The organism is Nocardia sp. NPDC004582, from assembly GCF_053602115.1.
Genome location: NZ_JBSGCY010000014.1, coordinates 25,992 through 52,140, shown reverse-complemented (window position 1 = coordinate 52,140; position 26,149 = coordinate 25,992). Strand labels below are relative to the sequence as shown.

Annotated in this window: 27 protein-coding genes and 1 tRNA gene; 13 read left to right on the top strand and 15 right to left on the bottom strand. The window is 68.8% G+C overall.

Annotated features, from left to right (window positions below; all coding sequences use genetic code 11):
* Nucleotides 1–46: 46 nt before the first annotated feature.
* The gene (locus ACWELJ_RS06785; protein ID WP_452365209.1) at nucleotides 47–511 is read right to left on the bottom strand and encodes a GatB/YqeY domain-containing protein; all 465 of its coding nucleotides are present in this window, start codon (nucleotides 509–511) and stop codon (nucleotides 47–49) included.
* Between the two features lie 83 nt (nucleotides 512–594).
* On the opposite strand from ACWELJ_RS06785, the gene ACWELJ_RS06780 reads away from it, so the two are divergent.
* The 4 genes from ACWELJ_RS06780 (at nucleotide 595) to ACWELJ_RS06765 (ending at nucleotide 4,072) form a co-directional block, all read left to right on the top strand.
* Complete coding sequence (locus tag ACWELJ_RS06780) at nucleotides 595–1,560, top strand: metallophosphoesterase (RefSeq protein WP_452365208.1); 966 nt, start codon at nucleotides 595–597, stop codon at nucleotides 1,558–1,560.
* A gap of 78 nt (nucleotides 1,561–1,638) precedes the next feature.
* A complete protein-coding gene (locus tag ACWELJ_RS06775; RefSeq protein ID WP_452365207.1) occupies nucleotides 1,639–2,700 on the top strand; it encodes a hypothetical protein in 1,062 nt (353 codons plus the stop codon).
* A 30-nt stretch (nucleotides 2,701–2,730) separates the two neighbouring features.
* Entirely contained in the window at nucleotides 2,731–3,933 is a 1,203-nt protein-coding gene (locus ACWELJ_RS06770; protein WP_452365206.1) for a hypothetical protein, read from the top strand.
* 65 nt (nucleotides 3,934–3,998) lie between these two features.
* A tRNA-Pro gene (locus ACWELJ_RS06765) sits at nucleotides 3,999–4,072 on the top strand.
* A 146-nt stretch (nucleotides 4,073–4,218) separates the two neighbouring features.
* Here ACWELJ_RS06765 and ACWELJ_RS06760 read toward each other — a convergent pair.
* Nucleotides 4,219–4,716: a hypothetical protein gene (locus tag ACWELJ_RS06760; protein ID WP_452365205.1), complete on the bottom strand. Its 498-nt coding sequence runs from the start codon at nucleotides 4,714–4,716 to the stop codon at nucleotides 4,219–4,221.
* A gap of 252 nt (nucleotides 4,717–4,968) precedes the next feature.
* Here ACWELJ_RS06760 and ACWELJ_RS06755 point away from each other — a divergent pair, with 252 nt between their 5' ends.
* Nucleotides 4,969–5,370 (top strand): hypothetical protein, encoded by a 402-nt coding sequence (locus tag ACWELJ_RS06755; protein WP_452365204.1) that lies wholly within the window; start codon nucleotides 4,969–4,971, stop codon nucleotides 5,368–5,370.
* Nucleotides 5,371–5,466: 96 nt separating this feature from the next.
* On the opposite strand, the gene ACWELJ_RS06750 is transcribed toward ACWELJ_RS06755, so the two are convergent.
* Together ACWELJ_RS06750 and ACWELJ_RS06745 are read right to left on the bottom strand one after the other, a co-directional pair.
* Nucleotides 5,467–5,919: a nuclear transport factor 2 family protein gene (locus ACWELJ_RS06750; protein WP_452365203.1), complete on the bottom strand. Its 453-nt coding sequence runs from the start codon at nucleotides 5,917–5,919 to the stop codon at nucleotides 5,467–5,469.
* Between the two features lie 22 nt (nucleotides 5,920–5,941).
* Nucleotides 5,942–6,802 carry a helix-turn-helix transcriptional regulator gene (locus ACWELJ_RS06745; protein ID WP_452365202.1) on the bottom strand — a complete coding sequence of 287 codons (861 nt, stop codon included), beginning with the start codon at nucleotides 6,800–6,802 and terminating at the stop codon, nucleotides 5,942–5,944.
* A gap of 138 nt (nucleotides 6,803–6,940) precedes the next feature.
* Between ACWELJ_RS06745 and ACWELJ_RS06740 the strand changes: the two genes are divergently transcribed.
* Entirely contained in the window at nucleotides 6,941–7,561 is a 621-nt protein-coding gene (locus ACWELJ_RS06740; RefSeq protein ID WP_452365201.1) for a YbhB/YbcL family Raf kinase inhibitor-like protein, read from the top strand.
* Between the two features lie 71 nt (nucleotides 7,562–7,632).
* Here ACWELJ_RS06740 and ACWELJ_RS06735 read toward each other — a convergent pair whose 3' ends face one another.
* The gene (locus ACWELJ_RS06735; RefSeq protein ID WP_452365200.1) at nucleotides 7,633–9,222 is read right to left on the bottom strand and encodes a succinic semialdehyde dehydrogenase; all 1,590 of its coding nucleotides are present in this window, start codon (nucleotides 9,220–9,222) and stop codon (nucleotides 7,633–7,635) included.
* 137 nt (nucleotides 9,223–9,359) lie between these two features.
* Here ACWELJ_RS06735 and ACWELJ_RS06730 point away from each other — a divergent pair, with 137 nt between their 5' ends.
* Nucleotides 9,360–10,181, top strand: coding sequence for a crotonase/enoyl-CoA hydratase family protein (locus ACWELJ_RS06730; RefSeq protein WP_452365199.1), 822 nt, complete (start codon nucleotides 9,360–9,362; stop codon nucleotides 10,179–10,181).
* 78 nt (nucleotides 10,182–10,259) lie between these two features.
* On the opposite strand, the gene ACWELJ_RS06725 is transcribed toward ACWELJ_RS06730, so the two are convergent.
* The 9 genes from ACWELJ_RS06725 to ACWELJ_RS06685 form a co-directional block, all read right to left on the bottom strand.
* Nucleotides 10,260–12,041 carry an ABC transporter ATP-binding protein gene (locus ACWELJ_RS06725; RefSeq protein ID WP_452365198.1) on the bottom strand — a complete coding sequence of 594 codons (1,782 nt, stop codon included), beginning with the start codon at nucleotides 12,039–12,041 and terminating at the stop codon, nucleotides 10,260–10,262.
* Between the two features lie 180 nt (nucleotides 12,042–12,221).
* Nucleotides 12,222–12,992, bottom strand: coding sequence for an SDR family NAD(P)-dependent oxidoreductase (locus ACWELJ_RS06720; RefSeq protein WP_452365197.1), 771 nt, complete (start codon nucleotides 12,990–12,992; stop codon nucleotides 12,222–12,224).
* Complete coding sequence (locus ACWELJ_RS06715) at nucleotides 12,989–13,699, bottom strand: acetoacetate decarboxylase family protein (protein ID WP_452365196.1); 711 nt, start codon at nucleotides 13,697–13,699, stop codon at nucleotides 12,989–12,991. The genes ACWELJ_RS06720 and ACWELJ_RS06715 overlap by 4 nt, the downstream gene beginning before the upstream one ends.
* A 65-nt stretch (nucleotides 13,700–13,764) precedes the next feature.
* On the bottom strand, nucleotides 13,765–15,375 hold the full coding sequence (locus tag ACWELJ_RS06710) for an acyl-CoA synthetase (protein ID WP_452365195.1): 1,611 nt from the start codon (nucleotides 15,373–15,375) through the stop codon (nucleotides 13,765–13,767).
* 25 nt (nucleotides 15,376–15,400) lie between these two features.
* Complete coding sequence (locus ACWELJ_RS06705; protein ID WP_452365194.1) at nucleotides 15,401–16,657, bottom strand: hypothetical protein; 1,257 nt, start codon at nucleotides 16,655–16,657, stop codon at nucleotides 15,401–15,403.
* Nucleotides 16,651–17,199 (bottom strand): nuclear transport factor 2 family protein, encoded by a 549-nt coding sequence (locus ACWELJ_RS06700; RefSeq protein ID WP_452365193.1) that lies wholly within the window; start codon nucleotides 17,197–17,199, stop codon nucleotides 16,651–16,653. The genes ACWELJ_RS06705 and ACWELJ_RS06700 overlap by 7 nt, the downstream gene beginning before the upstream one ends.
* Nucleotides 17,200–17,212: 13 nt before the next feature.
* Nucleotides 17,213–17,416, bottom strand: coding sequence for a ferredoxin (locus ACWELJ_RS06695; protein ID WP_452365192.1), 204 nt, complete (start codon nucleotides 17,414–17,416; stop codon nucleotides 17,213–17,215).
* 2 nt (nucleotides 17,417–17,418) lie between these two features.
* The gene (locus tag ACWELJ_RS06690; RefSeq protein WP_452365191.1) at nucleotides 17,419–18,210 is read right to left on the bottom strand and encodes an SDR family oxidoreductase; all 792 of its coding nucleotides are present in this window, start codon (nucleotides 18,208–18,210) and stop codon (nucleotides 17,419–17,421) included.
* Nucleotides 18,211–19,416 (bottom strand): cytochrome P450, encoded by a 1,206-nt coding sequence (locus ACWELJ_RS06685; protein ID WP_452365190.1) that lies wholly within the window; start codon nucleotides 19,414–19,416, stop codon nucleotides 18,211–18,213.
* Nucleotides 19,417–19,648: 232 nt separating this feature from the next.
* On the opposite strand from ACWELJ_RS06685, the gene ACWELJ_RS06680 reads away from it, so the two are divergent.
* From ACWELJ_RS06680 to ACWELJ_RS06655, 6 genes are read left to right on the top strand one after another with little or no spacing between them, the layout of a single operon-like run.
* Entirely contained in the window at nucleotides 19,649–21,121 is a 1,473-nt protein-coding gene (locus tag ACWELJ_RS06680; RefSeq protein WP_452365189.1) for an aldehyde dehydrogenase, read from the top strand.
* A gap of 11 nt (nucleotides 21,122–21,132) precedes the next feature.
* On the top strand, nucleotides 21,133–21,885 hold the full coding sequence (locus tag ACWELJ_RS06675; protein WP_452365188.1) for an SDR family oxidoreductase: 753 nt from the start codon (nucleotides 21,133–21,135) through the stop codon (nucleotides 21,883–21,885).
* Nucleotides 21,882–22,760, top strand: a complete 879-nt coding sequence (locus ACWELJ_RS06670) for an NAD(P)-dependent oxidoreductase (protein ID WP_452365187.1) — start codon at nucleotides 21,882–21,884, stop codon at nucleotides 22,758–22,760. The genes ACWELJ_RS06675 and ACWELJ_RS06670 overlap by 4 nt, the downstream gene beginning before the upstream one ends.
* 11 nt (nucleotides 22,761–22,771) lie before the next feature.
* Nucleotides 22,772–23,134 (top strand): carboxymuconolactone decarboxylase family protein, encoded by a 363-nt coding sequence (locus tag ACWELJ_RS06665; protein WP_452365230.1) that lies wholly within the window; start codon nucleotides 22,772–22,774, stop codon nucleotides 23,132–23,134.
* A gap of 33 nt (nucleotides 23,135–23,167) precedes the next feature.
* Nucleotides 23,168–24,640 (top strand): FAD-dependent oxidoreductase, encoded by a 1,473-nt coding sequence (locus ACWELJ_RS06660; protein ID WP_452365186.1) that lies wholly within the window; start codon nucleotides 23,168–23,170, stop codon nucleotides 24,638–24,640.
* Between the two features lie 15 nt (nucleotides 24,641–24,655).
* On the top strand, nucleotides 24,656–25,522 hold the full coding sequence (locus ACWELJ_RS06655) for an LLM class F420-dependent oxidoreductase (RefSeq protein WP_452365185.1): 867 nt from the start codon (nucleotides 24,656–24,658) through the stop codon (nucleotides 25,520–25,522).
* 145 nt (nucleotides 25,523–25,667) lie between these two features.
* Here ACWELJ_RS06655 and ACWELJ_RS06650 read toward each other — a convergent pair whose 3' ends face one another.
* Nucleotides 25,668–26,075 carry a hypothetical protein gene (locus ACWELJ_RS06650; protein WP_452365184.1) on the bottom strand — a complete coding sequence of 136 codons (408 nt, stop codon included), beginning with the start codon at nucleotides 26,073–26,075 and terminating at the stop codon, nucleotides 25,668–25,670.
* Nucleotides 26,076–26,149: the final 74 nt, after the last annotated feature.

Here is a 26,149-nt window from a genome sequence, read left to right as displayed (position 1 = left end):
CCTTTCGTATTAATAGCGGTAGCGCATGAAGCGCCGCGGTGCCGCCTCAGAGGCGGGCCTTCACGGCCGCCGAGAGCCGGGTGCCGTCGGCGCGCCCGGCGGCCAGCGCGGTCGCGGCCTTCATGACCTGACCCATCTGCCGCATGCCGGGCCGTTCACCGATCTGCTCGGCTACCTGGGCGATGGCGGTGTCGGCGATATCGCCGACCTCGGCCTCGGTGAGCTGGGTGGGCAGGTACTCGTCGATGATCGATTCCTCGGCGCGCTCGTTGGCGGCGAGCTCGCCGCGCCCGGCCTGCTCGTAGACCACGGCGGCCTCATTGCGCTTCTTCGCCTCCTTCTGCAGGACGGCGATGATCTCGGGGTCGGAAAGCTCGCGCGCCTCGGGCCCGGCGACCTCGGCGTTCTGGATCGCCGACAGCAGCATCCGCAGGGTGCCCAGGCGCAGCGCGTCCTTGCTCTTCATGGCGGCGGTCATATCCGTGCGCAGCGTGGTTTTGAGTTCCGACATGAGCGACACGGTACGAGGGACTTCTATCGTGGTCCAGCTCATTTGACTCGATGTTTCTCCGCCGGGTCGCCTATTCTGGGCAAATGCCCGTCTTCTCGACCACCGCCCTCAGCCGTGCCGCCCTGGGAGCCGCCGGGGCCGCGGTCGCCGGAATCGGATACGCGACGCTCATCGAGCGCAACGCCTTCACGCTGCGGGAGGCGACGCTGCCGGTGCTGGAACCGGGTAAGCCGTCGCTGCGGGTGCTGCACATCAGCGACCTGCACATGATGCCGGGGCAGCAGCTGAAACAGGCGTGGCTACGCGAGCTGGATCGGCTGGAACCGGACCTGGTGGTGAACACCGGGGACAACCTCTCGCACCTGAAGTCGGTGCCCGCCGTGGTGCAGGCGCTGGGCGGATTGCTCGCGCGTCCCGGCATTTTCGTGTTCGGCTCGAACGACTACTTCGCGCCGGTGCCGAAGAACCCGCTCAAGTACTTCAAGAAGGACCACAAGCGGGTCTACGGCGATCCGCTGCCCTGGCAGGACATGCGGGCGGCGTTCACCGAGCGCGGCTGGCTGGACCTGACCCATGTGCGCCGCGATATCGAGGTCGCGGGCGTGAAGATCTCCACCGCGGGCGTGGACGACCCGCACCTGAAGCGGGACCGCTACGAGACCGTCGCGGGCGCGCCGAATCCGCTGGCGGACTTGAGCATCGGGCTCACCCACTCACCGGAGCCGCGGGTGCTGGACCGGTTCGCGGCCGACGGCTACGACCTGGTGATGGCGGGCCACACCCACGGCGGGCAGTTGTGCGTGCCCGGATTCGGCGCGCTGGTGACCAACTGCGGGATCGACCGGGCCCGGGTGAAGGGCGCGTCGCGCTGGGGCGCGCACACCCGGCTGCACGTGTCGGCCGGTCTGGGCACTTCGCCGTGGGCTCCGTACCGGTTCTGCTGCCGTCCGGAGGCGACGCTGCTGACGCTGGTCGGCGCGCCGCCGAAGAAGCCGGTGGCCGAGTCGGGGCGCGGCCGAGCCGCGTCCTCGGAGGCTGTCGCACGCTGATCGTCCCGCGGCGATATTGCCCCGGGCTCCCGCCGCGATATACAGCGCGGTATGTAGTCGTTTCAGTAGGGGGCCATCGTGACCAGTGGAGACAACCACCGCGACGAGGCCGGCGGTTCGGAGCCCAATCCGGACTGGTGGCAGGGCACGCCGCCCGCGCAGGAGCAGGGTTGGCAGCCGGGTTATCCGGCGCCGCAGCAGAATCAGCCGCCGGGGCAGCCGTGGCCGCAGCCCGGGTATCAGCCGACCACGCCGATGCCCGCGGGCCAGTATGTTCCGCCGCCGCAGTATCCGCCGACGCAGGCGTTCGCCCGGTCGCCGGAATACGCTCAGCAGCCGGGTTACGGCCAACAGCCGGGCTATCCCCCGCCCTCGGGCGGCGGCAGGGGCCGCGGCTGGCTGTTCGGTGGTCTCGCCGCGTTGCTGGTGGCGATCGTCGCGGTGGTGGGGATCGTCGCACTGGTGAACAAGGGCTCGAATTCGCCGTCGGCCCAGTCGAATACGACCCCGTCGCTGATCAGCGCGCTCACCTCGACCACGGCGAAACCGCCGTCCTCGGGCAAGCCGACGCCGGGCAAGACCACCGCCCCGAAGGCGACCGGTACGCCCGGCGCGGTGATTCCCGGCTATCAGGTCGTGACGATCCCGGACAACGGTGCGGCCTATGACATTCCGCAGGGCTGGAAGCCGGACCACACCGGTCAGGACTCGTTCAGCAAGGGCGCGGACTCCGTTCCGGTGGCCGGGCTGGCGCAGGACGGCGTCGACTACTGCCCGGAGAACGTGCGCACCAACGTGTTCCTGACGCAGTCCGACGAGACCGATCCGGGCAAGGCCGCCGCGGACATCGGGACCCGTCTGGGCCGCATCGGCTGGTCCACCTCCACCGGCACCACGCCCGGCGCGCCGGAGTCGTTCCAGTCCTCGGACGGACAGTTGCAGGGCGTCTACCTGGAGACCAAGGGGACGGCCATCCCGTCGACCGCGGGTTGCGCATCGACCTACTCGATCTACACCTTCGCGTTCCCCGGTGACAGCGGCGCTTTCGTGTTCACGATCGCCGCCGATACCGGTGTCGCGCAGGCGGTGGACGCGACCTTGGCGAAGAAGATCCTCGCCAGCATCCGCCCGATCCAGTAGCGGTACGACGCGTCGGACAGGGGGCCTGCGGTGAGCGGCGAACACGACGACCAGAACATCGACCCGGATCGAACGACCTCCAGCGGCGACTGGTGGCAGGGCCCGGTCCACGACCGCCCCGCCACCCCGCCGCGCTATCGGCCAACCCCGAATCCCCTTGTCCCCGGCCAGAACCCGTACGCCTCGGGCGCGGGCCCCCAAGTGCCCGGCCCGAACCCGCACCCTTCCGGACCCAACCCCCAAGTGCCCGGCCCGAACCCGCACCCCTCCGGACCCAACCCCCAAGCGTCCGGCCGGAATCCACACGCCCCCGGACCGAGTCCTCGAGCATCCGGACCGAATCCCCAAGCGCCCGGACGCAACCCCTACGCGTCGGGTCCGAATCCTTACGCGTCTGGTCCGAATCCCTACGTCTCGGGCCCGAATCCGGTTCCACCGGTCGCGAATTCGTACGGCACCGGCCCGGCCCCTGTCGCGCCCGGATCATCACCCCCGGGCAGCTACCCGCCTCCGAGCGGTGATCGCGGCCGCCTGTGGCTGCTGGCGGCCATCGGCGCGGTCGTGGTGGCGATCGTCGCCATCGCCGCGGCCGTCTTCGTCCTGCGCGATTCCGGCTCCTCCCCCTCCCCCGCTACCCCGTCGTCGTCACCCAAGCCGACCACCGCCGCCCCGCGCACCTCCACGACCGCCCCGGCCTCCACGCTGACCCCACGCATCCCCGGCTACCAGGTGGTGGTTCCCAAGGACCTGAAGGCCGCCTGGGACATCCCCCAAGACTGGACCGTCGACCTCTCCACCACCAAGTACGGCACCGACGCCGACCACATCCCGGCCGCCGGTTTCGCCCAGGAGGGCGTCGACTACTGCCCGAACAACGTGCGCACCAACATGTTTCTGTCCACCTCGGACCTCTCCGACGCCACCGCGGCCGCCACCGATATCGGCGCGCACGCCGCCCGCCTGGGCTGGTCCACCCAAACCTCGTCGAAGGCGGGCACCCCCCAACCCCTCGACTCCGGCGACAACACCCTGCACGGCACCTTCCTGGAAACCACCGGCACCTTCACCGCCCCCGCCGGCTGCGCCACCACCTTCTCCGTCTTCACCTACGCCGTCAGCGCCGGCCCCACCAGCGGCTCCCTGGTCCTGGTCATAGTCGCCGACACCGGCGTCGACCGCTCCGTCTCCCCCGATCTGGCCCGCCGGATCTTCGCCTCTTTCCGCCTCCTTTAGCCCTTCTGACCAGCCGATTTAACACCTGGACAACCGGTGCGCTAAGCTACTGCAGGTTCACTTCACGGGGTGTGGCGCAGCTTGGTAGCGCGCTTCGTTCGGGACGAAGAGGTCGCAGGTTCAAATCCTGTCACCCCGACTGTGTGGTTGAGACACAACTCGGCCCCGGCTCTTTCGAGAGCCGGGGTTTTGTGTTTTCCGAGATAAGAGTCCAGCCAAATCGGCTGGACTCCTTCTCGATGGGTGAGAGCTCAGTTCACCCGCGAGTCGTTCCCTGGCGGAAGGTCACTTGGCCGAGAGGCTGCTCAGCAGGCCGCCGATGACCGGGATCGAGCCGGCGCTTCCGGTGCCGCCGGGTTGAGCCGGGGCCGCTGTCACGGATACCTGAGTGGGAATCTGGAAGGTGTAACCGGTCGTCGGCCAGTAGTACCGGACGACCATGTTGTGGTCGCCCACGGTCTTCGGCGCCCACTGGAAGGACAATCGCGAGGCATCCGTGGCCGTCGAAGCTCCGATAGCGTCATAGCTCGCTTCGACGGAGCCGTTGACCGAGTCGACGAGAGTCACCTGGGCGCCATAGTGGCCGTTGCCCGCGTCGCTGAGAATCACCGTGTAGGTGGAGTTCGCGTAGTGCACGTCACCCGGGACCGTAATGGTGCCATACATATTGACAGTGACGATGTCCGCCGACGCGGGCGCCGTTGTCACGGACGCTGCCCCGAGGGAGATTGCGAGCCCGGCAAGGGCGACAGCCAGCCCACGGCCGATTCGTGTCACGTTCAAGAGTTCCTCCTGTGTCGAAAATCCTCATAGATCGAGGACTCGCGCAGACTACCAATGATCTTGAAATGAGCGGTCCGACCTATACAGCGACCGATTCGATGAAGCGCGTGCCTTCCACTTCCTGGGTAGCCTGCAGAAGCTCCCGACCAGGGGCGAGCAAAGGCCAAGTGCCACAGGAATTCTCGAAGGGGGACGGGCTCGAGTACCACACGCATCCGCTGGGCGGTAGCCGTCACGACTGGGCTCGCTGCTATGAGCACCGCGGCGGTGCTCGCCGAATCGCCCGCGATGGCCGACGTTACCGTCAACAACCTGACGGTCTCAGGCGCCAGTCATTACGTAGGTACGACCTACCAAGTCAGCGGGAAGGGACGGGTAGGCACCCTATTGAGATTCGTCGTCATCCACAATGGCACTGCGGAATATCACACCCTGACCATTCAAGACGGCCAGTCCGCGGCGTCATTCACCTGGACTCCGGCCGACGCCGGCACCTACACGTTCTCGGCCGACGTTCAGGATGGTTTTTACACCGGCACAGAAGGTCCGCTGGATGTGACCGTCTCCGCAGCCCCGCCGACCACCCCGGCTGGAACCGGTAGCGCGAGCTCCATCCCGGTGATCGGCGGCCTCCTCAGCAGCCTCTCGGCCTAGAAGTAGTCACGCCTCACGGAAAGCCCTGGCACGCCGGGGCTTTCACAGTCCGCAGGGCGTTCGCAGCAGGACCGCCCAAGGCCCATGATCGGAACGTCACTCACCTTGCTGAAGGCGGACTCGCAGGTGGTGGCTGAGGTCGCCCGTCAAGGTCATGGTGACCCGGCGTTCGGCGAATCGCCACTGGCCGTCGTGGCGGTGGAAGCGGTCGTTGTAGCGGCCTGCGGCTATGGGTTGCAGGGGCAGGTCCGGGAGGGCTTGGAGGACCGTGAAGTAGGCGCGTGTGGTTGCGGTGTCGGGCGATTCGTCGAATTCGATGGCGATATTGGTCGTGACGTGGTGGGTACGCGGGGTGCCGTCCTCGTAGCGGATGACCATGTGCTGGAGCATCCGCTCGACGTTCGCGCTGCCGCGGACCGAGCCGCCGCCACCGACGAACTCACCTTCGGCGAACAGTGCGCCGACTCCGGCGAAGTCTCCGGCGTCGACGAGTTCGGCGTACCGGGCGATCAGATTCATCACGGCGGTGGTGTCAGCGGCTGTGCTCATGGAGCGCGACGATACGCGGGGGTCAGCCTGCTACGGGGCGAAGTCGGGTGGTGGCCAGGCGGTTTGCGTGGGCGGTGAGGAGGGTGCGCAGGGCGGCGGTGGTGGCGGGGTCGGCGGGGGTGAGGATCGTGAGGGTGTGGTCGGGGTCGTTGGGGCTGGTGAGGCTGTCGTAGGCGACGGTGAGGTCGCCGGCTTCGGGGTGGCGGATGCGTTTGGTGCCGTGGCTGCGGTCCTGGACGGTGTGGTCGTCCCACCAGTCGGCGAATTCGGGGCTGTCCGTGCGCAATTCGTCGATGAGGGCGCGCAGGCCGGGGTCGGCGGGGTGGCGGGCCTGGTTGCGGCGGAGGATGCCGACGGTTTCGCGGGCGATGCGCGCCCAGTCGAGTTGACTGGCGCGGATGCCGGGGTCGAGCAGGGTCAGGCGGGCGGTATTGGTGCCGGAGTCGAAGCCGGGGCCGAAGAGGGCTACGGCGGCGGTGTTGCGGGCGAGGACGTCCAGGCGGAAGTCGGTGAGGTAGGCGGGCAGGGCGGGCATGCCGTCGAGGATCGCCAGGAGTGAGGCGGGCGGTGCGGCGACCGGGGTGCGGGCCGGGGGTGTGGCGCGGCGGGCGATGAGATGCAGGTGGGCGCGTTCGGCGTCGGTGAGGCGCAGGGCCTCGGAGAGGGCGTCGAGGACCGCGGCGCCGGGGGTGCCGACGCGACCCTGTTCGAGACGGATGTACCAGTCGATGCTGACGGCGGCGAGCTGGGCCACTTCCTGGCGGCGCAGGCCCGGCGTGCGGCGCTGACCGACGGTGGGCAGACCGGCTGCTTCGGGGGACAAACGCTCGCGCATGGCGCGCAGGAACGAGCCCAGCTGTTGTCCGGGGGTCGGCGTGGCCATGGTCGCGCTCCGTTCTCTCGCGTCCAGCCTAGGAGGCGGGTGGGTGGTATGCGGAATACCAGGGTGCGGAGGCTCTCCCTGGGTGTCCCGGATTTCGGGATGCTCGTCTTGCCAATCGGACATCGAAGGAGAACCGCCATGACTCGCATCGCACGCACCGTTTCCGCGACCTTCGCCGTGGCGGCCCTGCTGTCCGCCGCCGCGTGCGGGAGTGACAAGGAATCGGCGCCGGCCACGACGACCGCGAATCCGAGTGCGTCCGTTCAGGTTCGGCCCGTGGTGCCCGCTTCGGCCGCGCGGTTCACGGTCACCACCGGGGACGCCACCGCCGATCACGCGTTTCCCGCCGACTTCTACGCGGGCGCGTTCGGGTGCACCGCCGCCAATCGCGCACCCCGGCTGCAATGGTCGGGGGCTCCGGCCGGGGCGAAGAGCTTCGCGGTCACCATGTTCGATCCGGATGCCCCGACCGGCGCGGGCTTCTGGCATTGGGTGAACTGGGATATCCCCTCCACCGCAACCGATTTCACCGCCGGCGCGGCGGGTGTGGCCGGAACCAATGACGCGGGTGCGCCGGGGTATCTGGGCCCGTGCCCGCCCAGCGGGGACCGTCCGCACGCCTACCAGATCTCGGTGCTGGCGCTGGACACGCCGAGTCTGGGGTTGCCCGCGACCACGACCCCCACGGTGGCGTCGTTCTCGATGGGATCGCACATCATCGGCGTCGCGCACCTGTCGCTGACCGCGCGACGTCCCTGACTCGGCGCGAAGGGTCCCGGCCGGGCGGCCGGGACCCTTCGTGGTGGAACCGTTTTCAGCGCGGACGGCGGTCAGCCCAGGTGCAGGCGCCGCATGAGGCGCAGCGTGACCAGGGTCGACTTGAGCTGCTTCTCGTACGGCATGGACGAGCGGGAGGCCATGATCTGCTTCTTCTGGACACCGACGTTGATGGTGTCGGTGTACTTCAGCAGACCGGCCGCGCCGTGCCGGGTGCCGACGCCGGACTGCTTGACGCCGCCCGACGGCGTGCCCTTGGCGGCGTAGCTGGTGATGAAGCCGTCGTTGATGTTGATCGAGCCGGAGTCGATGCGCTCGGCGAGTTTCGTTGCGCGGTCGATGTTTCCGGTCCAGATGGCGGCGTTCAAGCCATACGCGGTGTCGTTCGCGAGAGCCACGGCCTCGTCGTCGGTCTTGTACTTGTAGATGCTGACGACGGGCCCGAAGGTCTCCATGGTGGCCAGCGCCATGTCCTTGGTGACGTCGGTGAGGACGGTCGGCTCGAAGAAGGCCGGTCCGAGGTCGGGGCGCGGGTTACCGCCGGTGACGATGGTCGCGCCCTTCTCCCGCGCCTCGTCGACATGCGCCGCCACGCGCTTCATGTGGTCGACGGAGACCAGCGACCCCATCTCGGGTTCGAAGTCGTAGGACGCGCCCGTCTTCCCGGCGAGTTCCTCCGCGGCCGCGCTGAACCGGCGCAGGAACTCGTCGTAGATGCGCTCCTGCACGTAGATGCGCTCGATGTGCATGCAGATCTGGCCGGCGTTGCCGAAGGCGGCGAACAGGATCGACGGGATGGCCTCGTCGAAGTTGACGTCGTCGAGCACGATCATCGGGTTCTTGCCGCCGAGTTCGAGGCTGCAGCCGATGAGGTTGCGCCCGGACTGCTCGCCGATGGTGCGCCCGGTGGCGGTGGAGCCGGTGAACATGACGAAGTCGACATTGTCGATCAGGGTCGGCCCGACGTCGGGGCCGACGCCGCAGACCACCTGGACGAGCCCGCGCGGCAGGCCCGCCTTGTGCAGCAGTTCGATGCCGTACAGGGTGCACAGCGCGGTCTTGTTGTCCGGCTTCATGATCACGCCGTTGCCCGCGATCAGGGCGGGGGTGGAGTCGGACATGGAGATGGCGAACGGGAAGTTCCACGGCGCGATGACCGCGACGACACCCTTGGGCCGGTGCTCCTCGGTGGAGGAGGTGATGACCGGCATGGGCCCGGAGCGCTTCTTGGGCTTGAGCGTCTTCTCGGCGGTCTTGAGGTACTGCGCGATCACCAGCGGGGTGTCGCACACTTCCTCGATGGCCATGCGCCGGGCCTTGCCGCAGCCGATCTGGATCAGGTCGGCGAGCGTCTCGATCTCGGTGAGCAGCAGTTCGTGGGCCCGCTCGAAGACGGCGAGGCGGTCCTTGAGCGGGCGGGCGGCCCACTCCCGCTGCGCGGCGCGCGCCATTTCGGCGGCGGCGACGACGTCCTCGGGGGAGGATTGCGGCAGGTAGCCGACGACGTCGCCGGTGTAGACCTCGGTCATCTCGAAGGGCTCGCGGGCCTCGCCGGCCTTGCCCGCGGTCACCATCGCGGTCAGCCGGTTGATGAGGGATTCCGTGACGCGCGGCGGAAGCTTCGCCTTACTCGTTGTGCTCATGGGACTCTCTCCACTACTTGCCGCCCGTGACGGCGGTCACCATGACTCAAACTAGAACACGTTATTGTTTAGGACAACGGCGCGGGGTACTTTCGTGCCGGAATCTTGGATCGTCCATAGCGAAAGAAGGGTCGGCGATGACCGCGACGACTGCTGAAACCCCCGCCAACACCGAGCCGCACGCGCTGGTCGAGAAGCGTGGCGCGACGCTCATCGTCACCATGAACCGCCCGAAGTCCAAGAACGCGCTGACCGGCGAGATGCTGGCCATCATGACCGAGGCGTGGGACACGGTCGACAACGATCCGGAGATCCGCTCCTGCATCCTCACCGGCGCCGGCGGCGCGTTCTGCGCGGGCGCGGACCTGAAGAACATGAACAAGAACAAGCCCGAGGACGGCATGAAAGAGGGTTCGGCCTTCGACCCGTCCCGCATGCCGGGTCTGCTCAAGGGCCGCCGTCTGACCAAGCCGCTGATCGCGGCGGTCGAGGGCGCGGCCATCGCGGGCGGCACCGAGATCCTGCAGGGCACCGACATCCGCATCGCCGGTGAGAGCGCCAAGTTCGGTGTGTCCGAGGCGAAGTGGAGCCTGTTCCCGATGGGCGGCTCGGCGGTGCGGCTGCCGCGTCAGATCCCGTACACCGTGGCCGCGGAGCTGCTGCTGACCGGCCGCCACATCACCGCCGCGGAGGCGCTGAACTTCGGCCTGATCGGCCACGTGGTGCCGGACGGCACCGCGCTGGACAAGGCGCTGGAGATCGCCGAGCTGATCAACAACAACGGCCCGCTGGCCGTGCAGGCGATCCTGAAGGTCATCCGCGACACCGAGGGCCTGCACGAGGAAGAGGCGTTCAAGATCGACGCCAAGGTCGGCCTGCCGGTCTTCCGCAGCAATGACGCCAAGGAAGGCCCGCGCGCGTTCGCCGAGAAGCGCAAGCCGAACTTCCAGGGCAACTGAGGAATTCGAGGACTTCCGGGGACTGCTCCCCCGGAGCCGAGGTGGCGACGGAACCTCTCCCGTCACCACCTCGACCGATCAGCGGGCGGCCACTTCCTCGGCCAGGAATCCGCCGGACTGGTGCCGCCACAGCTGCGCGTAGGTGCCTTCACCGCGCAGCAGTTCCTCGTGGCTGCCCTGTTCGACGATTCGCCCGCGATCGAGCACGATGAGCCGGTCCATCCCGGCCACGGTGCTCAACCGGTGCGCGACCACCAGCGCCGTACGCCCTTCCATCAACTCCCAGAGCGCCTGTTGCACCAGGAGCTCGCTCTCGGAGTCGAGGGCGCTGGTGGCCTCGTCGAGCAGCAGGATCGGCGCGTCGCGCAGGATGGCCCGCGCGAGCGCGACCCGCTGGCGTTGCCCGCCGGACAGTTTCACGCCGCGCTCGCCGATGAGCGTGTCCATGCCCTCGGGCAGCCCGTCCGCGAATTCGGTGACGTGCGCGGCCTTGGCGGCGCGCCGCACCTCGTCGTCGGTGGCCTCGGGCCGGGCGAAGCGGATGTTGTCGCTCAGTGACCGGTGGAACATGGCCGGGTCCTGCGGCACGTAGGACAGCAGGCTGCGCAGATCGCTCTGGCGCAGTCGTGAGATGTCCTGTCCGCCGATGCGGATCACGCCGCCGTCGATGTCCATCATGCGCAGCAGCAGCTGGGTGAGCGTGCTCTTGCCGCCGCCGGAACGGCCGACCAGGCCGATGCGCGCACCGCTGGGCACGTCCAGGTCCAGGCCGCGGAACAGCGGCTGCGCCCCCGCGTGCGCGAAGTTCACCTGCTCGAACCGGATGTCGGATCCCTTGGGCCGCAAGGGTTCCGGTTCGGCGATGTCGAGCACGGTCGGCGATTCCAGCAGCAGTTCGGTGAACTGCGCGGCCTCGGTGGTGGTGCTCTCCAGCCGCCGGTAGATCTGGTTGAACCGGAACATGATCCCGGTGGCGTTCCAGTAGTAGGTGAAGGCCACCATGATCACCTCGACCGACGCGTGCCCGCCGCCCACGCCGAGGGCAATGAGCAGTCCGGCCACGTTCACGATCACCATCAGCGGGGTGATGGCGGTGTCGATGTAGAGATTGTTGTAATCCCACGACAGCAACGACTTTCGCCGCTGCACCGCGACCCGCCGCCGGTGTTCGGCGATCTCCTCGGGTTCGGCCGCGAAGGCCCGCACCGCCTGCATGTTCGACAGGGTGTCGGAGACGTGCCCGGATACCAGGGCGATGGCCGCCTCGCGGTCGTCGACGAGATGCTGGCGTCGCCGGATGAGCGGGGCGACGACCACGCCGCTGACGGCGATGAGGCCGAGCAGCACGATGACCAGCATCGGGTCGTAGCGCCACAGCACCACCGACGCGAAGGTCAGCGGCACGAAGGCGGCGACGATCTCGAAGGCGAAGGTGTCGGCGAAGTCCTCGAACCGGGTGGCGAAACTCAGCGCGCGCTTGGTCAGCGAGCCCGCGAAGTTGTTGTGGAAGAACGCGGAGTCCTTGGCGAGGAGTTCGTCCATCGCGGTGTTGTAGAGGTTCTCGATCCCGTTGGCGTCCAGGCGGTTCAGGAAGTGGATGCCGACGCGCCAGCACACCTCGGCGATGAACAGCAGCGCGCCGAATCCCACCACGTAGGGTGCGAGCGCGCCGATGGACGAGTCGCCGGTGGCGGCGACCTTGCCGACGACGATCGCGACCAGCAGCGGCGCGATGTAGAGCTGGCAGATATTGCCGAGGGCGGGCCCCAGCATGGCCGTGATCGTGATGGCTTTGCGCCGGGCCATTTCCCGGCCGTAGTAGCGCAGAACCAGCCGAACCGCGGACGTGCGCGTACTCATTCATCCCCCTCTCGGCTAGTGCTTGCAGAGAGCCCAGAGTGCCCGGAGGGGAGTGATAGCGCTACTGAATTATCGCTGGATGGTTGCGGGATACGGGTGCTGGGCGGCCGCAGAGCCCGGCCGCCCAGCACCGGAGCGGATGCCGATCGGAGCACGTGCCGGCATCCACGTTCGGGGGTTCTACTCGGTCGGTTTGATCGTGCGCCGGACGATGGCGCGCACCACGCCGGGCAGGAATCGCCGCATGTAGTAGGCGGTCCGAGCCTCTCCGGGGAAGACGTAGAGCGGCGTCTTCCGTGCCGCCAGCGCCTTTTCCAGGGTGTCGACGACGAATTCCGGGCTGACGGGGACGGCGTTGCCGAGCACGCTGGCGTTCTCCTCGCGGATCACGTCCAGGAACGGGGTCTCGACCCCGGGCGGGCACAGGACCAACAGACGCACGCCGGTGCCGTGCAGTTCGTAGGCGAGGCTGTCGGCGAAGCCGATGACCGCGTGCTTGGACGCGGTGTATCCGGCCATGCCGGGTGAGGGCAGCCAGCCGACCAGCGAGGCGAACAGCACCACGGTCCCCGCGCCCGCGTCCCGCATGGCGGGCACGACCGCCTGCACCAGGTTGACGGTCCCGATGTAGTTGACGTCCATCATCTTCCGGATCAGGGCCACGTCGTGGTCCAGCACCGAGGCGTGCACGTGGCCGATGCCGGCCGCGTGCACCAGCCGGTCGATGGTCCCCAGTTCCGAGCGCACCTTGTCGACGACGGCCCGCACCTGCGCGGTGTCGGAGACGTCGCATTCGTAGGTGTGGGTGTTGGGCGAGCGCGCGGCGGTGACGGCCAGCCCGTCGGCGTTCACGTCGACGGCGGCCACCTGCCAGCCCGCGGCGGCGAGCCGTTGCGCGACGACGCGGCCCTGGCCGCTGGCCGCTCCGGTGACGAGGGCGGTGCGGCTCATCGGGCCTCCTGGGTCTGCAGAACCGTGGTGGCGTCCTCGAAGGTCATGCGGAGCGCGCCGATCCGGCTGGAGAACAGTGCGCGCCCGGGCAGCCCGAGAGCGCGCAGTTGCTGGGAGACGGGGTGGTCTCCGAGGTGGATGTGGGCGCCGCCCGGCCGTCCCCGGACCTGGCCGGGGTTCATGATCCAGGGTGTGCGCCGCAGGATTCCGTTGCGCGAGGTGTAGGCGTCGATGGCGGCCCCGCCCGCGCCGGCGGGCATCGGGACACCGGCGGCGACCCGCAGCGCGAGCACGAACTGCCCGTCGACGCGGACCTCGCACCGGTGCCCGCGCCCGTCGGGCGTGATGTCGATATCGGCCATGAGCTTAGGGAAGCCCCAGATCGATTGTCCCGCTTCGCAGGTGAAGCTCTGGTTCACCGGCAGCCAGTGGATGTAGGCCCCGGTGCTGTCCTTGCGCCCGGGCTGTTTCGCCATGATCGAGAACGCGAATTCGTGGTACGGCCCGAGGTCGCCGTCGACGTAGCGCACGAAGGCCAGCGAGAGCACGGCCTTGCCGAGCAGGGTGAGCGGCTCCAGCCCGGTGCCGGCGAGCAGTTCGGCGGCGGCCCGGGCGTCGACGAGGAACAGCGCCGAACTCGCGTCCGCGTGCCGGATCCGCACCGGCATGCTGACCTGTTCGCCGAGCACGGTGTGGGCATCTACCATGTTCGAATTAGAACAGGTTTCACTAAGGCGCGCCGGTTGTTTCGCGCAGTTCGTCCGCTCACCGGTCACCTACTTTCATGGTCTGGCGCGCGCTCGGCGACATATGCCTGCGCCCACCGGTAATCGGGCTTCCCGCTCGGGGTGCGGGCGACGGTCTCGGCCACCCAGATCCGCCGCGCCAGTTTGTATCCGGCGAGGCGCTCGCGCACATGGGCCTCCAGTGCCGCCAGGTCGATGCCGCCGTCAGCCGGGGACACCACGGCCGCCACCAGCTGACCCCAGCGCTCGTGCGGTACCCCCACCACCACCGCGTCGTAGACCGACGGATGCGCTTTGAGCGTGGCCTCCACCTCCTCGGGGAAGACCTTCTCCCCACCGGTGTTGATGACCATGTTGCCGCGCCCGATCAACGTGACCGACCCGTCGGATTCGACGCGCGCACGATCGTCGGTGATCACCATGCGCACTCCGTCCACCGTGCGGAACAGCTTGCCGGTCTTGACCGGATCCTTGTAGTAGCCGATCGGCACATTGCCGGTCTTGGCCACCCATCCCTCCCCGCCGGGTGCCACGGGCCGTCCGTCATCGTCGACCACCAGCGCGCCGCGACCGGTGGTCACCCGCGGCGCCCGGGCCGGATCATCGTCTTTCTGCGCGAATCCGATTCCGCCGAAACCGGTTTCGGACGACCCGATGGACTCGGTGACCAGGGTGCTCGGGAACAGTTCCAGCAGTGCGTTCTTCACCGGCTGGGTCAGCTGCGCCGCCCCGGATCCGATGGAGACGAGCGAGGAGGCGTCCACGGGTGCGGCCCGATACGAGTCGACCAGCGGCCGGGCGATGGCGTCGCCGGTCACGACCAGGACGTGCGGTCGTTCCCGCGCCACCACCCGCCACACCTCGTCGGGATCGAAGCGCGGCTGGAACAGCACCGCGTTGCCCGACCACAGCGCCGTGAAGGTCGGCATCATGGCGGCGGCGTGGATGAGCGGCGGCAGCACGAACCAGGTCATGGGGAACTCGTTCTGCGCGGCCACCCGGGACTGCTGGTATTCATCGGCGACGGGTTCCCCGGTGTAGAAGTCGATGCCACCGCCGAGCACCCGCCACATGTCCTCCTGCCGCCAGATCACACCCTTGGGCAGGCCGGTGGTGCCGCCGGTGTACATGATGAAGTGGTCATCGGCGCTACGCGGCCCGAAATCCCGCGCGCCGGGGGCGGATTCGAGCGCCTCCTCGTAGGACTGCGATCGGCTGGCCAGCCCCGCGCCCCCTTGGTCGTCCTCCACGACCAGGGTGTGCCGCAGCTTCGGCAGCTGGTCGCGGATCTCCTCGATGAGCGGTGCGTAGCAGCGGTGGTGCACCGCCATCTCGAGGTCGGCGTTGTCGTAGACGTAGCGCAGTTCCTCGGCCCGGTACCGGTAGTTGATATTGACCGGGACCGCGCGAATCTTGTAGCAGCCCAACAGTGTTTCGAGGCTCTCGACGCTGTTGTGCATATGGAACCCGATATGGGTGCCGGGCCCGGCCCCGGCCGCCGCCAGGTGGTGGGCGAGCCGGTTGGCGCGAGCGTCGAGCTGGGCGAAGGTGAGCCGCCGTGTCCCCTCGATCACGGCGGTCCGGTCCGGCACGGCGTCGGCCGAGTGTTCGTAGAGGTCGGCGAAGTTGCACGCCATGGCCGTTTCTCCTGGTGTGTTCCGGCTAGAGGACGGTGAGCGGCAGCGGCGTGCCCCGGTCGGTGAAGGTGAAGGCCGCCCCGGAACTGAACCGGGTGATGGCGACCTCGTCGGCTTCCCGATACGGCAGGTCGGCACAACCGATCTCGACGGTCAGACCGCATTCCGCGGCGGTGCGGACGCGGGTGTGGAAACGCGGGTTCACCCCGCGCACCAGGGCGTCGAGCGGCGCGAGGTGTTCGCCGTCGAGCAGGGCGGGCCACGCGCCGTCGTCGACCGCACCGCAGCCGCGGCCGATACGCAGTTCGACCAGCTGCTCGCCGCCGGTGGTCTCGGCGCAGACCTCGGCGTCGACGTAGGCGGCCGGATTCAACGCCGGATGCAGGCGCAGCACCTTGGCCAGCGCCGCCATGTCATCGCCGAGCCCGAGGGCCGCGCGGATGCGTCCGGCGGTGAGACCCGCGATGCCCGTGAACTGTTTGCGCAGGATATCCAGGGCCACTTCGGGTTTCGCACGCGCTTCGACCGCCGCTCGATACCCGAGGGTGAGCAGATGATGCTGCAGGCACACCTCGTCGGCGATGCGGATGAGCGCGGAGCGGGAGAAGTCCTCGAACCGCAGATCGCTCAGCAGCGGACCCGAATAGTCGGCCTGCCCGGGATCCTCCGGGTCGATGGGGTCGAGCACGGTGGCGGCGGCCTCGGATCCGGCCACCACCTGCGCGTCCTCGTGCGGGGTCGGCGGTTCGTGTGCGGGGTCGATGGTTACCGTCCACGCGCACACCGGCTTCCGATCGGCGGGTACCCGGGGCGGCCGATGCACGGGCCGTACCTGGGCGTGTGGATTGGTGGCCAGGGCGGTCGCGTCGAAGGTGGGGTCCTCGATGTCGTGGCACATGGCCACCACGAATTCGGTCCCCATCGGCTCCACGTCGGCGAGCGCGCCGCAGTGGTCGAGATGAAATTCCCCGTGATCGTGGTCGATCACCCGGTAGCGGAAGTCCATGAACTGCGGTGGCGCGCCGATATCCAGCTGGAAGCCCTTGAAGATGGCGTCCACCCCGTCACCGGTGATGCCGAGCGCGCGCCGCATCCGCCGCGTGTAGACCGGGCTGGCCAGCTGCCATTCGTCGATGGCGACCGCGGTCATGCCTTCCCGGCCGAGCGCGCCCAGCACATGCGCCATCCCGGACCGGTCGATGAGGTGTCCGCACAGCAGCAGTTCCGGAACCAGCAGGGCCAGCTCGGATCGGGTGAGTGACGCGTATCTGCTGGTCACCATAGGGGAATCGGCCCCTTCCCGACCGGGTACCAGCCGGGCAGCGGTTCGCCCGACAGGGACCGCTCCATGCGCTTGCGCATGCCGGACGAGAGCGCGTTGTTCGAGATCATCTCCACGAACAGCGCCGTCACATTGCCGAAGTCGAAGAAGTCGCGCTGCCAGCTCCATCGGAAGTCGCCGGCGTAGCGGAACCAGCTGCCGCCCAGGCCTTCCGGACTGTACGGGCGGCCGTCCGGGCGCTGCTGGTCGTTGACCTGTTTCCAGAATCCGATGACGCTGCCGGTGCGCTCGTCGACCACGAATTCCTGGTACGGATACGTCCAGCCCTCGAGCCCGAACATCTCCTGGCCGAGCGCGATATCACGGATCTCGTCGCGCCCGACGGCCATGAATTCCTGTTGCGGACCGTAGTTCCACCCGTAGGTGGCGTCGTCGGTGTAGAAGTGCTCCAACGACTTCCAGTCGCCGGCGGCCTCACACTGTTTGTTCTCGTCCACCCAGCGGCGGATCATCTCGTCGAGTTCGTCGCGGGACCAGCTCATGGGCTGTCTCCATTCATTCGACAGCGCTGTCGGCTTCGAGCGACAGGGCCTGGGTCGGGCAGTAGCGGACGGCGGCGCGGGCCGCGTCCAGGTCGGCGCCGGGGTCGGCGCGCAGGATCCGCACCTGTCCCTGTTTGGGCACCTCGAAGAGGTCGGGGGCCTCGTCCTGGCAGACGGCGTGGCCCTGGCAGAGGTCGAGATCGACGACGAGGCGCATGGTCATCCCTCCGGGTTCGGTTCGCGCAGTGGCGCTTCCGGCTGGACCTCGACCAGCACCAGGTGCGCGCCGCGCGGGGTGGACACGACCGCCGACACCGCGGCCGCGAGATCGGCGGGCCGCAGGAACTGCGGGTGCCGGGCGAAGCCCCACTTCACCCAGTTCTCCAGCAGCGGCCCGACCACCTCGGGCGTGGCCTGCATGCCCATGCCGGTGAGGGTCTGGCCCGGACGCACGATGGACGAGCGCACGCCGGTGCCCTCCAGTTCCATGCGCAGCTGGGTGGCGAAGGCCTCCACACCGGTCTTGGCCGCGTTGTAGGCGCCCGCGCCGGGCCGGGCCCGCACCGCGCAGTCGGAGCCGATGACCACGAAGTCGCCGCGCTGCCGCTCGATCATGCCGGGCAGCACCCGGTGCGCGAGCCGTTGCGCGCCGACCAGATGGACGCGGACCTGGGATTCGAACAGGTCGGGGTCCATCTCCCAGCCCTGCCCGAATTCGAGATCGCCCGCGCCGGACACCAGCACCTCGGTCGGCCCGAGCGCTTCCTCCGCCGCGGTGACGAATTCGTGCACCGAGGCGGTGTCGCCGACGTCCAGATATCCGGCGAAGGCCTCGCCGCCTTCGGCTCGGATCTTCTCGGCGAGCGTCTCGCAGATCTCGACCCGGCGCGCACCCAGCGCGACCGGATATCCGAGTGCGGCAAGGGCTTCCGCGGTGGCGGCTCCGATTCCGGAGGATCCGCCCGCGATGAGGGCGGGCCGGCGGGCGGGATGCGGTGCGAAGCGGGCCATTCAGCGGACCTCCACGGAGACGGGCAAGTGGGCGAAGCCGCGCACATTCACCGAATGCACGCGCTGGATACCGGTGTCGGCGATACCGTACGAGCGGACGCGAGCGGCGAACTCGCGCAACACGATCGAGGCCTCCAGCCGCGCCAGGTGCGCGCCGAGGCAGAAGTGCACGCCGCGGCCGAAGCTGATCAGCCCGCCCTTGTCGCCGCGTTCGAGGTCGTAGCGGTCCGGGTCGTGGAAGACGGCGTCGTCACGATTGGCGGAACCGATGAGCAGCAGCACCTTCGAGCCCGCCGGGATGGTCCGCCCGTAGTACTCGAGGTCCTCGGCGGCGGTGCGCGCCAGGATCTGGCTGGACGCGTCGTAGCGCAGGGTCTCCTCGACCCAGTCCTCCACGAGTTCGGGGTGGGCGGCGACCTTGGCGTACTGCTCGGGATCGCGGCCCGCCCAGTACAGCGCGTTGCCGAGCAGTTTGGTGGTGGTCTCGTTGCCCGCGACCACCATGAGGAACATGAAGCCGAGGATCTCCTCCTCGGTGAGCCGGTCTCCGTCGGCCTCGGCGTCGAGCAGCGCCGAGGTCAGGTCGTCGGCGCGTACGCGCTTGCGTTCGGCGAGGATCTCGGTGTAGTAGCCCGCCAGTTTCATGGCCGCCTCCATGGCCGCGACCGGCACGTCCAGCACGCCCTCCTCACGATGCACCAGCAGGTCGGCCAGCCGCCGGAGTTCGGCGCGATCGGCCTCGGGCACCCCGAGCAGTTCGGAGATGACGTCCATCGGGACCTGACCCGCGACCGCGTCGATCCAGTCGAAATCGCCACTGGCGAGCGCTGGTTCGAGGTAGCGCAGGGTGATCTCGCGGATCCGCTCGCCCATCTCGGTCACCCGGCGCGGGGTGAAGCCCTGGTAGACGAGTTTGCGCAGGCGCAGGTGCCGGGGGTCGTCCATGGCCAGGAAGGACATGGTCCGCCAGGCGTGCGGCCCCCAGGCGGCGGGGTCGAGGGAGACCCCGTTGGCGCTGGACAGGCGCACGTTGTCCCGGAACCCGGCCGAGACGTCCACGTGCCGTGAGAGCGCCCAGAAGTCCAGTTCGGGGTGGTGGTACACCGGGGCCTCGGTGCGCAACCGCTGGTACACGGGGTAGGGATCCTCGTGGACGCGGTAGTCGTAGGGGTCGAACAGCAGCGGCTCCAGCGAGGCTGCGGTCATGGTGGGTCCACCTCGTATTCGATAACTCGTTCATCGGCTTCGACGAACGTTTTCCAGCAACGGAGACACGTAGCTGGACATGTGTCTGTACGGTACTAGCGACGGGATCACCTCACAACGGAATCCCGCGAAGAAAATCGGCCGTACCGCAGAAACTGAAACCTGTTCTTGCGCGTTTCCGAGCCGCGAACCTATAGTCCGTACACGTGTCCGGACAGCATGGGAGCTACCTATGAGCCCGAGCGATCTCGTCCCCGACGGCGGTTCGCACCTGCTGATCGGCGGCAAGCTGACGCCCGGCGGCGGTGGTGTGTTCACCACCTCCGACCCGGCCACCGGGGAACCCCTCGGCTATGCCGCCAATGCCGACTCCGCCGATATGGACGCGGCCATCGCCGCGGCCCGCACCGCCTTCGACACCACCGACTGGTCCCGCGATCCGGCCTTCCGCGCGGCCTGCCTCCGGCAGCTGCGCGACGCCCTGCGCGGGCATATCGAGGACCTGCGCGAGATCACCATCGCCGAGGCCGGCGCACCCCGCATGCTCACCAGCGGACCACAGCTGGAGGGACCGGTCGGGGATCTCGGCTACTTCGCCGAGCTGGCCGAGAACTACGCGTGGGAAACCGATCTCGGCGTCGCGTCGCCCATGGGGATCAAGAGCTCGCGCCGGCTGCGGCGCGAGCCCATCGGGGTGGTCGGGGCGATCACGCCCTGGAACTTCCCGCACCAGATCAACTTCGCCAAACTGGGCCCGGCCCTGGCGGCCGGGAACACCGTGGTCCTCAAGCCCGCGCCCGACACCCCGTGGTGCGCGGCGGCCGTGGGCCGGATCATCGCCGAGGAGACCGACATTCCGGCCGGGGTGGTCAATATCGTCACCTCCGACGACCACGGCCTCGGCGCGCAGCTGGTCACCGATCCGCGGGTGGACATGATCTCCTTCACCGGGTCCACGCAGACCGGCAAGGCGGTGATGGCCGCGGCGGCAGCGTCTTTGAAGAAGGTGTTCCTGGAGCTGGGCGGCAAGTCGGCGTTCATCGTGCTGGATGACGCGGACATCGCGGCCGCCGCCAGTTACGCGGCATTCGGCGTGTGCGTGCACGCGGGCCAAGGCTGTGCGATCAGCACCCGCCTGCTGGTGCCGCGCGAACGGCACGATCAGGCCGTCGAAGCCGCCGCCCGCACCATGGCGGGCATCAAACCGGGCGATCCGGCCAAGCCCGGAACCGTGTGCGGCCCCGTCATTTCCGAACGGCAGCGGGCGCGGATCGAGCGCTATCTCGACATCGCGCGCGCCGAGGGCGGCACCATCGTCACCGGCGGCAAGCGGCCCGACCGTGCGAACGGCTGGTTCGTCGAGCCGACGCTGATCACCGGCCTGCCCAACAGTTCCACCGTGGCCCAGGAGGAGATCTTCGGGCCCGTCCTCACCGTCATCCCGCACGACGGTGACGCCGATGCCGTCCGCATCGCCAACGACTCCCCCTACGGCCTGTCCGGCACGGTGTGGGGCAGCGATCCCGAGCGGCTGCGCGAGGTCGTGAACGGCGTGCGCACCGGGACGCTCAGCGTCAACGGCGGCATCTGGTATTCGGCCGACGCGCCCTTCGGCGGCTACAAGCAGTCCGGCGTGGGCCGGGAAATGGGCGTCCTCGGATTCGAGGAATACACCGAGACCAAACTCATCGCGACCGGCGTCTGAGGAGTACCGACATGAGCCGATTCACCGACAGGTCGATCATCGTCACCGGCGCCGCGCGCGGCATCGGGGCGGCCTACGCGAAGGCGCTGGCCGCCGAGGGCGCGAAAGTCGTTGTCGCCGACCTGAACAGCGAACTGGGCGAGACGACCGCCAAGGAGATCACCGCCGACGGCGGCACCGCGGTCTTCGCGCAGGTCGACGTCGCCGATCCGGAGTCCGCCAAGGCCCTGGCCGATTTCACCGTCGCCGAGTTCGGCGGCATCAACCACCTGGTCAACAATGCCGCCATTTACGGCGACATGAAGCTGGACCTGCTGGTGTCCGTGCCGTGGGACTACTACAAGAAGTTCATGGCCGTGAACCTCGACGGCGCGCTGAACGTGACGCGCGCGGTCTACAAGCACATCGCCAAGGCGGGCGGCGGGTCCATCGTGAACCAGTCGTCCACCGCCGCCTGGACCTACTCCGGGTTCTACGGGCTGGCCAAGGCCGGGATCAACAGCCTCACCCAGCAGCTGGCACACGAGCTGGGGCACTCCAGGATTCGCGTGAACGCCATCGCGCCGGGTCCCACCGACACCGAGGCCACCCGCAGCATCGTGCCCGAGCAATTCGTCGATCAGCTGGTCAAGCAGATGGCGCTCAAGCGGCTCGGCACCACCGAGGACATGGTCGGGGCCTGCCTGTACCTGCTGTCCGACGACGCGGGCTGGGTCACCGGCCAGGTGCTGAATGTCGATGGCGGGCAGGTGTTCCGGCCATGAGCGAGGACATCACGGTCGGGTTCATCGGACTCGGCAATATGGGTGCGCCGATGGCGCAGCGGCTGGTCGAATGGCCGGGCGGGCTCGTGGTCTGCGATATGCGCGCGGACGCCTTGGGGCCTTTCACCGACGCGGGCGCGACGGCCGCCGCCACGGCGGCCGAAGTGGCCGAACGCTGCCGCGTCATCTCCGTCGTCGTGCTCGACGACGCGCAGGTGCGCATGGTCGTGACCGGCCCCGACGGCCTGCTCCAGACGGCGAAGCCGGGCACGGTGATCGCGGTCCACTCCACCATTTCCGATCGGACCGCCGTGGAACTCGGGGCCGAATGCGCCGCGCACGGTGTGGAATTCGTGGACGCGCCGATCAGCGGCGGTGCTCCCGCCGCGCAGCAGGGCGCGCTCGCGGTGATGGTGGGCGGCAGCACCGCCGCCTTCGAAGCCGTGCGCGAGCCGTTCGGGCGGTTCGGATCACTGGTCATCCATGCCGGCGAGGTCGGCGCGGGCACGCGAATGAAGCTGGCGCGCAACCTGCTCCATTTCGTCGCGTTCACGGCGGCGTCGGAGGCGCAGCGGCTGGCGGAGGCCGCGGGCCTGGATATCGCCGCCCTCGGCAAGGTGGTCCGACATTCCGACTCGCACACCGGCGGGCCGGGCGCGATCATGCTGCGCAAGACCACCGCACCGGTCGAGGCGGACGATTTCTGGTTCCCCATCCTCGGCCATGTGCGCGATCTCGGTGAGAAGGACCTGTCCTTGGCCCTGGATCTGGCGGGGCGGTTGGATCTCGACCTACCGCTGGCGCGGCAGGCTTTGCACAACTTGGGAGACGGACTCGGCGTCGGGCCCGGATCCATTGCGAAGGAGCAGAAATGAGCGACGAGCAGTTGCCCTCCGAACAGCGGCAGCGCGGGCTGAAGACGATGTCGGAGGTGTACGGTTTCGACCTGCCGAACTTCTCCGGCGACCCGTTCTTCGAGGTCACCGCGGATCATCTCTTCGCCGATATCTGGAACCGGCCCGGCCTGTCCATGCGGGACCGGCGGCTGCTGCTGCTCGGCGCGATCACCGCGCAGGGGCATGCGGACATCCTCGAGATCCAGGTGGGCGCGGCCCTGCGCAATGGCGAGCTCGACGCCGACCAGCTGCGCGAGATCACCGTGTTCCTGGCCCACTACGTGGGCTGGCCCAGCGCGACCAAACTCGACGGCGCCGTCCGCAAGACGCTCGCCAAGGACAAGAAGCAGTAGTAATCCCGACCCGCAGTGAGGAATACAGAGACAATGGCGGAAACCGCAAGCGTCAGCCCGATTCTGGCGAATGAGGTCGAGACCTGGGACTACCAGGCCGACGTCGTGGTCGTCGGCTTCGGCATCGCCGGGGTGTGCGCGTCCCTCGAGGCCGCCCGCTCCGGGGCCGATGTCCTGGTGCTGGAACGCACCGGCGGCTGGGGCGGCGCTGCCGCCATGTCCGGCGGCTTCATCTATCTCGGCGGCGGCACGGCGCTGCAGCGGAAGCTGGGCTTCGACGACACCGCCGAGAACATGGAGGCGTTCCTCACCGCGGCGCTGGGCCCCGGCGTCGACAAGGCCAAGATCCACGACTACTGCCAGGGCAGCGTGGAGCACTTCGATTGGCTGGTCGCGCAGGGTGTCCCGTTCAACGAGGTGTTCTGGGGCGAGCCGGGCTACGAGCCGCCCGCCGACGAGGGCCTGATGTTCTCCGGCGGCGAGAACGCCGCCCCCTTCAAGGACAAGATCCCGCCCGCCCCGCGCGGTCACCTGGCCTGGACCAAGGACAAGAAGCTGGGTGAGAAGGGCGGCGGCTACATGCTGATGGAGCCGCTCGCCCAGCAGGCCGAGGAGCTCGGCGTGCGCCACGAATACGACGTGCGCATGCGGCGGCTCATCGTCGACGAGACCGGCCGGGTGGTCGGCGTGGCCGCCACCCGCTACGGCAAGCCGGTGCACGTGCGCGCCGAGCGCGGCGTGGTGCTGGCCACCGGCAGCTTCGCCTACAACCACGAGATGGTGGAACAGTTCGCGCCCAAGATCTCCGGCCGCCCGGCCGCCACGGTCGAGGAGCACGACGGCATCGGCATCCGGGTCGCGCAGGCGCTCGGCGCGGACCTCGCCCACATGGACGCCACCGAGGTGGCGCTGGTGGTCGACCCGCAGCTGGTGGCGCGCGGCATCCTGGTGAACGGGCACGGACAGCGGTTCATCACCGAGGACACCTACCCCGGGCGCATGGGTCAGGCCGTGCTGCAGGATCAGGACAACAAGGCGTACCTGGTGATCGACGAGCTCGCGCTGGAGGAGGCGATGGAGACCAAGTCGTCCATGTCGTTCCTGCGCATCGCGCCGACCTGGGTCGCCGAGACGGTCGCCGAACTGGAGCAGGAGATGGGCCTGCCCGAGCACACGCTGCAGTCGACCATCGACCTCTACAACCACCACGCGGCGCGGGGCGACGACCCGTTCCTGCACAAGAAGACCGAGTGGGTCAAGCCGATCCGGACTCCGCTGGGCGCGTACGACCTGCGCGGCTACACCGGCGGTTTCACCCTCGGCGGCCTGCGTACCGATCTGGACTCACGAGTCCTGCACGTCTCCGGCGAACCGATCCCCGGCCTCTACGCCGCGGGTCGCGTCACCTCCGGCATCTGCGCCGGCGGATACGCGTCCGGTTGTTCCCTCGGCGACGGCAGCTTCTTCGGCCGCCGCGCCGGCGTCTCCGCCGCCAAGCAGCTCTGAAAGGACCCCACCCCCATGCGTTTCGGCATCGTCCTGTTCACCAGCGACCGCGGCATCACGCCCGCGGACGCCGCCAAGGCCGCCGAGGAACGGGGCTTCGACTCGTTCTACGTGCCCGAGCACACCCACATCCCCATCCGGCGCGACGCCGCCCACCCGCACACGGGCACCGCGGAACTGCCCGACGACCGCTACACGCGCACTCTCGACCCGTGGGTGGCGCTGGGCACGGCCGCCGCGGTCACCTCGCGGATCGAGCTGTCCACCGCCGTGGCGCTGCCGACCGAGAGCGACCCCATCACCCTCGCCAAGACCATCGCCACCCTGGACCACCTCTCGGGCGGCCGGGTCACCATCGGCGCCGGATTCGGCTGGAACACCGACGAACTCACCGACCACGGCGTCCCCGGCAACAAGCGCCGCACCGTGCTGCGCGAATACATGGAGGCCATGCGGGCCCTGTGGACCGAGGAAGAGGCCTCCTACACCGGCGATTTCATCTCCTTCGGACCCAGCTGGGCCTGGCCCAAGCCGGTCCAGTCGCACATTCCACTGTTGATCGGCGCGGGCGGCACCGAGAAGACGTTCAAGTGGATCGCCCGCTCCGGCGACGGCTGGATCACCACGCCGTACGAATCCGACATCTCCGCCTCCACCGCCCTGCTCATGAAGCACTGGCAGGAAGCGGGCCGCGAGGGCGCCCCGCGCGTGGTGGCGCTGGCCGGCAAGCCCGACGCCGAACAGTTGTCGGCCTGGGCCGCGGCGGGTGTCACCGACGCGGTGTTCGGTCTGCCCGACAAGTCGGCGGACGAGGTCCTCGCCTACCTGGACCGCCTGGCCGCCAAGCTCGCCCCGATGGGCCTGAACGCGCCGTCCGTCTGATCCGCGCGGTCCCGCGACCTGACACACGTCGGGTCGCGGGACCGGCGATCGGCGTCGGCAGCCGATTCCTCTGTCCGCGAGAGTTGTTCCCCGACTCAGCGATTCGCTGATATCCGAGCACTGCATGCCGAGGTGCCGCGAACGGTCAATTGCAGGCGGCGATCCGCTGGAGGATGCGCACGGCGCCGGCTGTGGCCAGGGTGCGGAATTTGCCGGTGGCCCCGGCTCGGCGGTAGAGGTCCTCGGCATCGCGGAGCGCGAGCAGGCCGCCACCGGCGACCCAGTGGGACCAGTCGTCATACGCGCGGTCGGCGGAGGCCGCGTCCGGGGCGGCGATGAACAGCAGTCGCAAGGGCGTGCGCCATTCGCGGACGGCCGCGCCGTAGACCTCATCGGAATCGCCCGGAGTGATTTCCAGGATCGCGCCCTTGCTCGCATAGGTTCGGGCGGCCTCGGACAAGGCTTCGGCCTCGCCGGCGGGCAGCGTCCGGTCGAATTGCTCGATGAGTTCCGGCAATTCCCGCGAGGTGGCGGAGAGCGCGACGGGCAGCATTCGAAAGCCTTTCTGGGGCGCGCCCATTCATACCGATCGCACATACCGGGAGTTGCTCGGCGGGCCCAGCCATA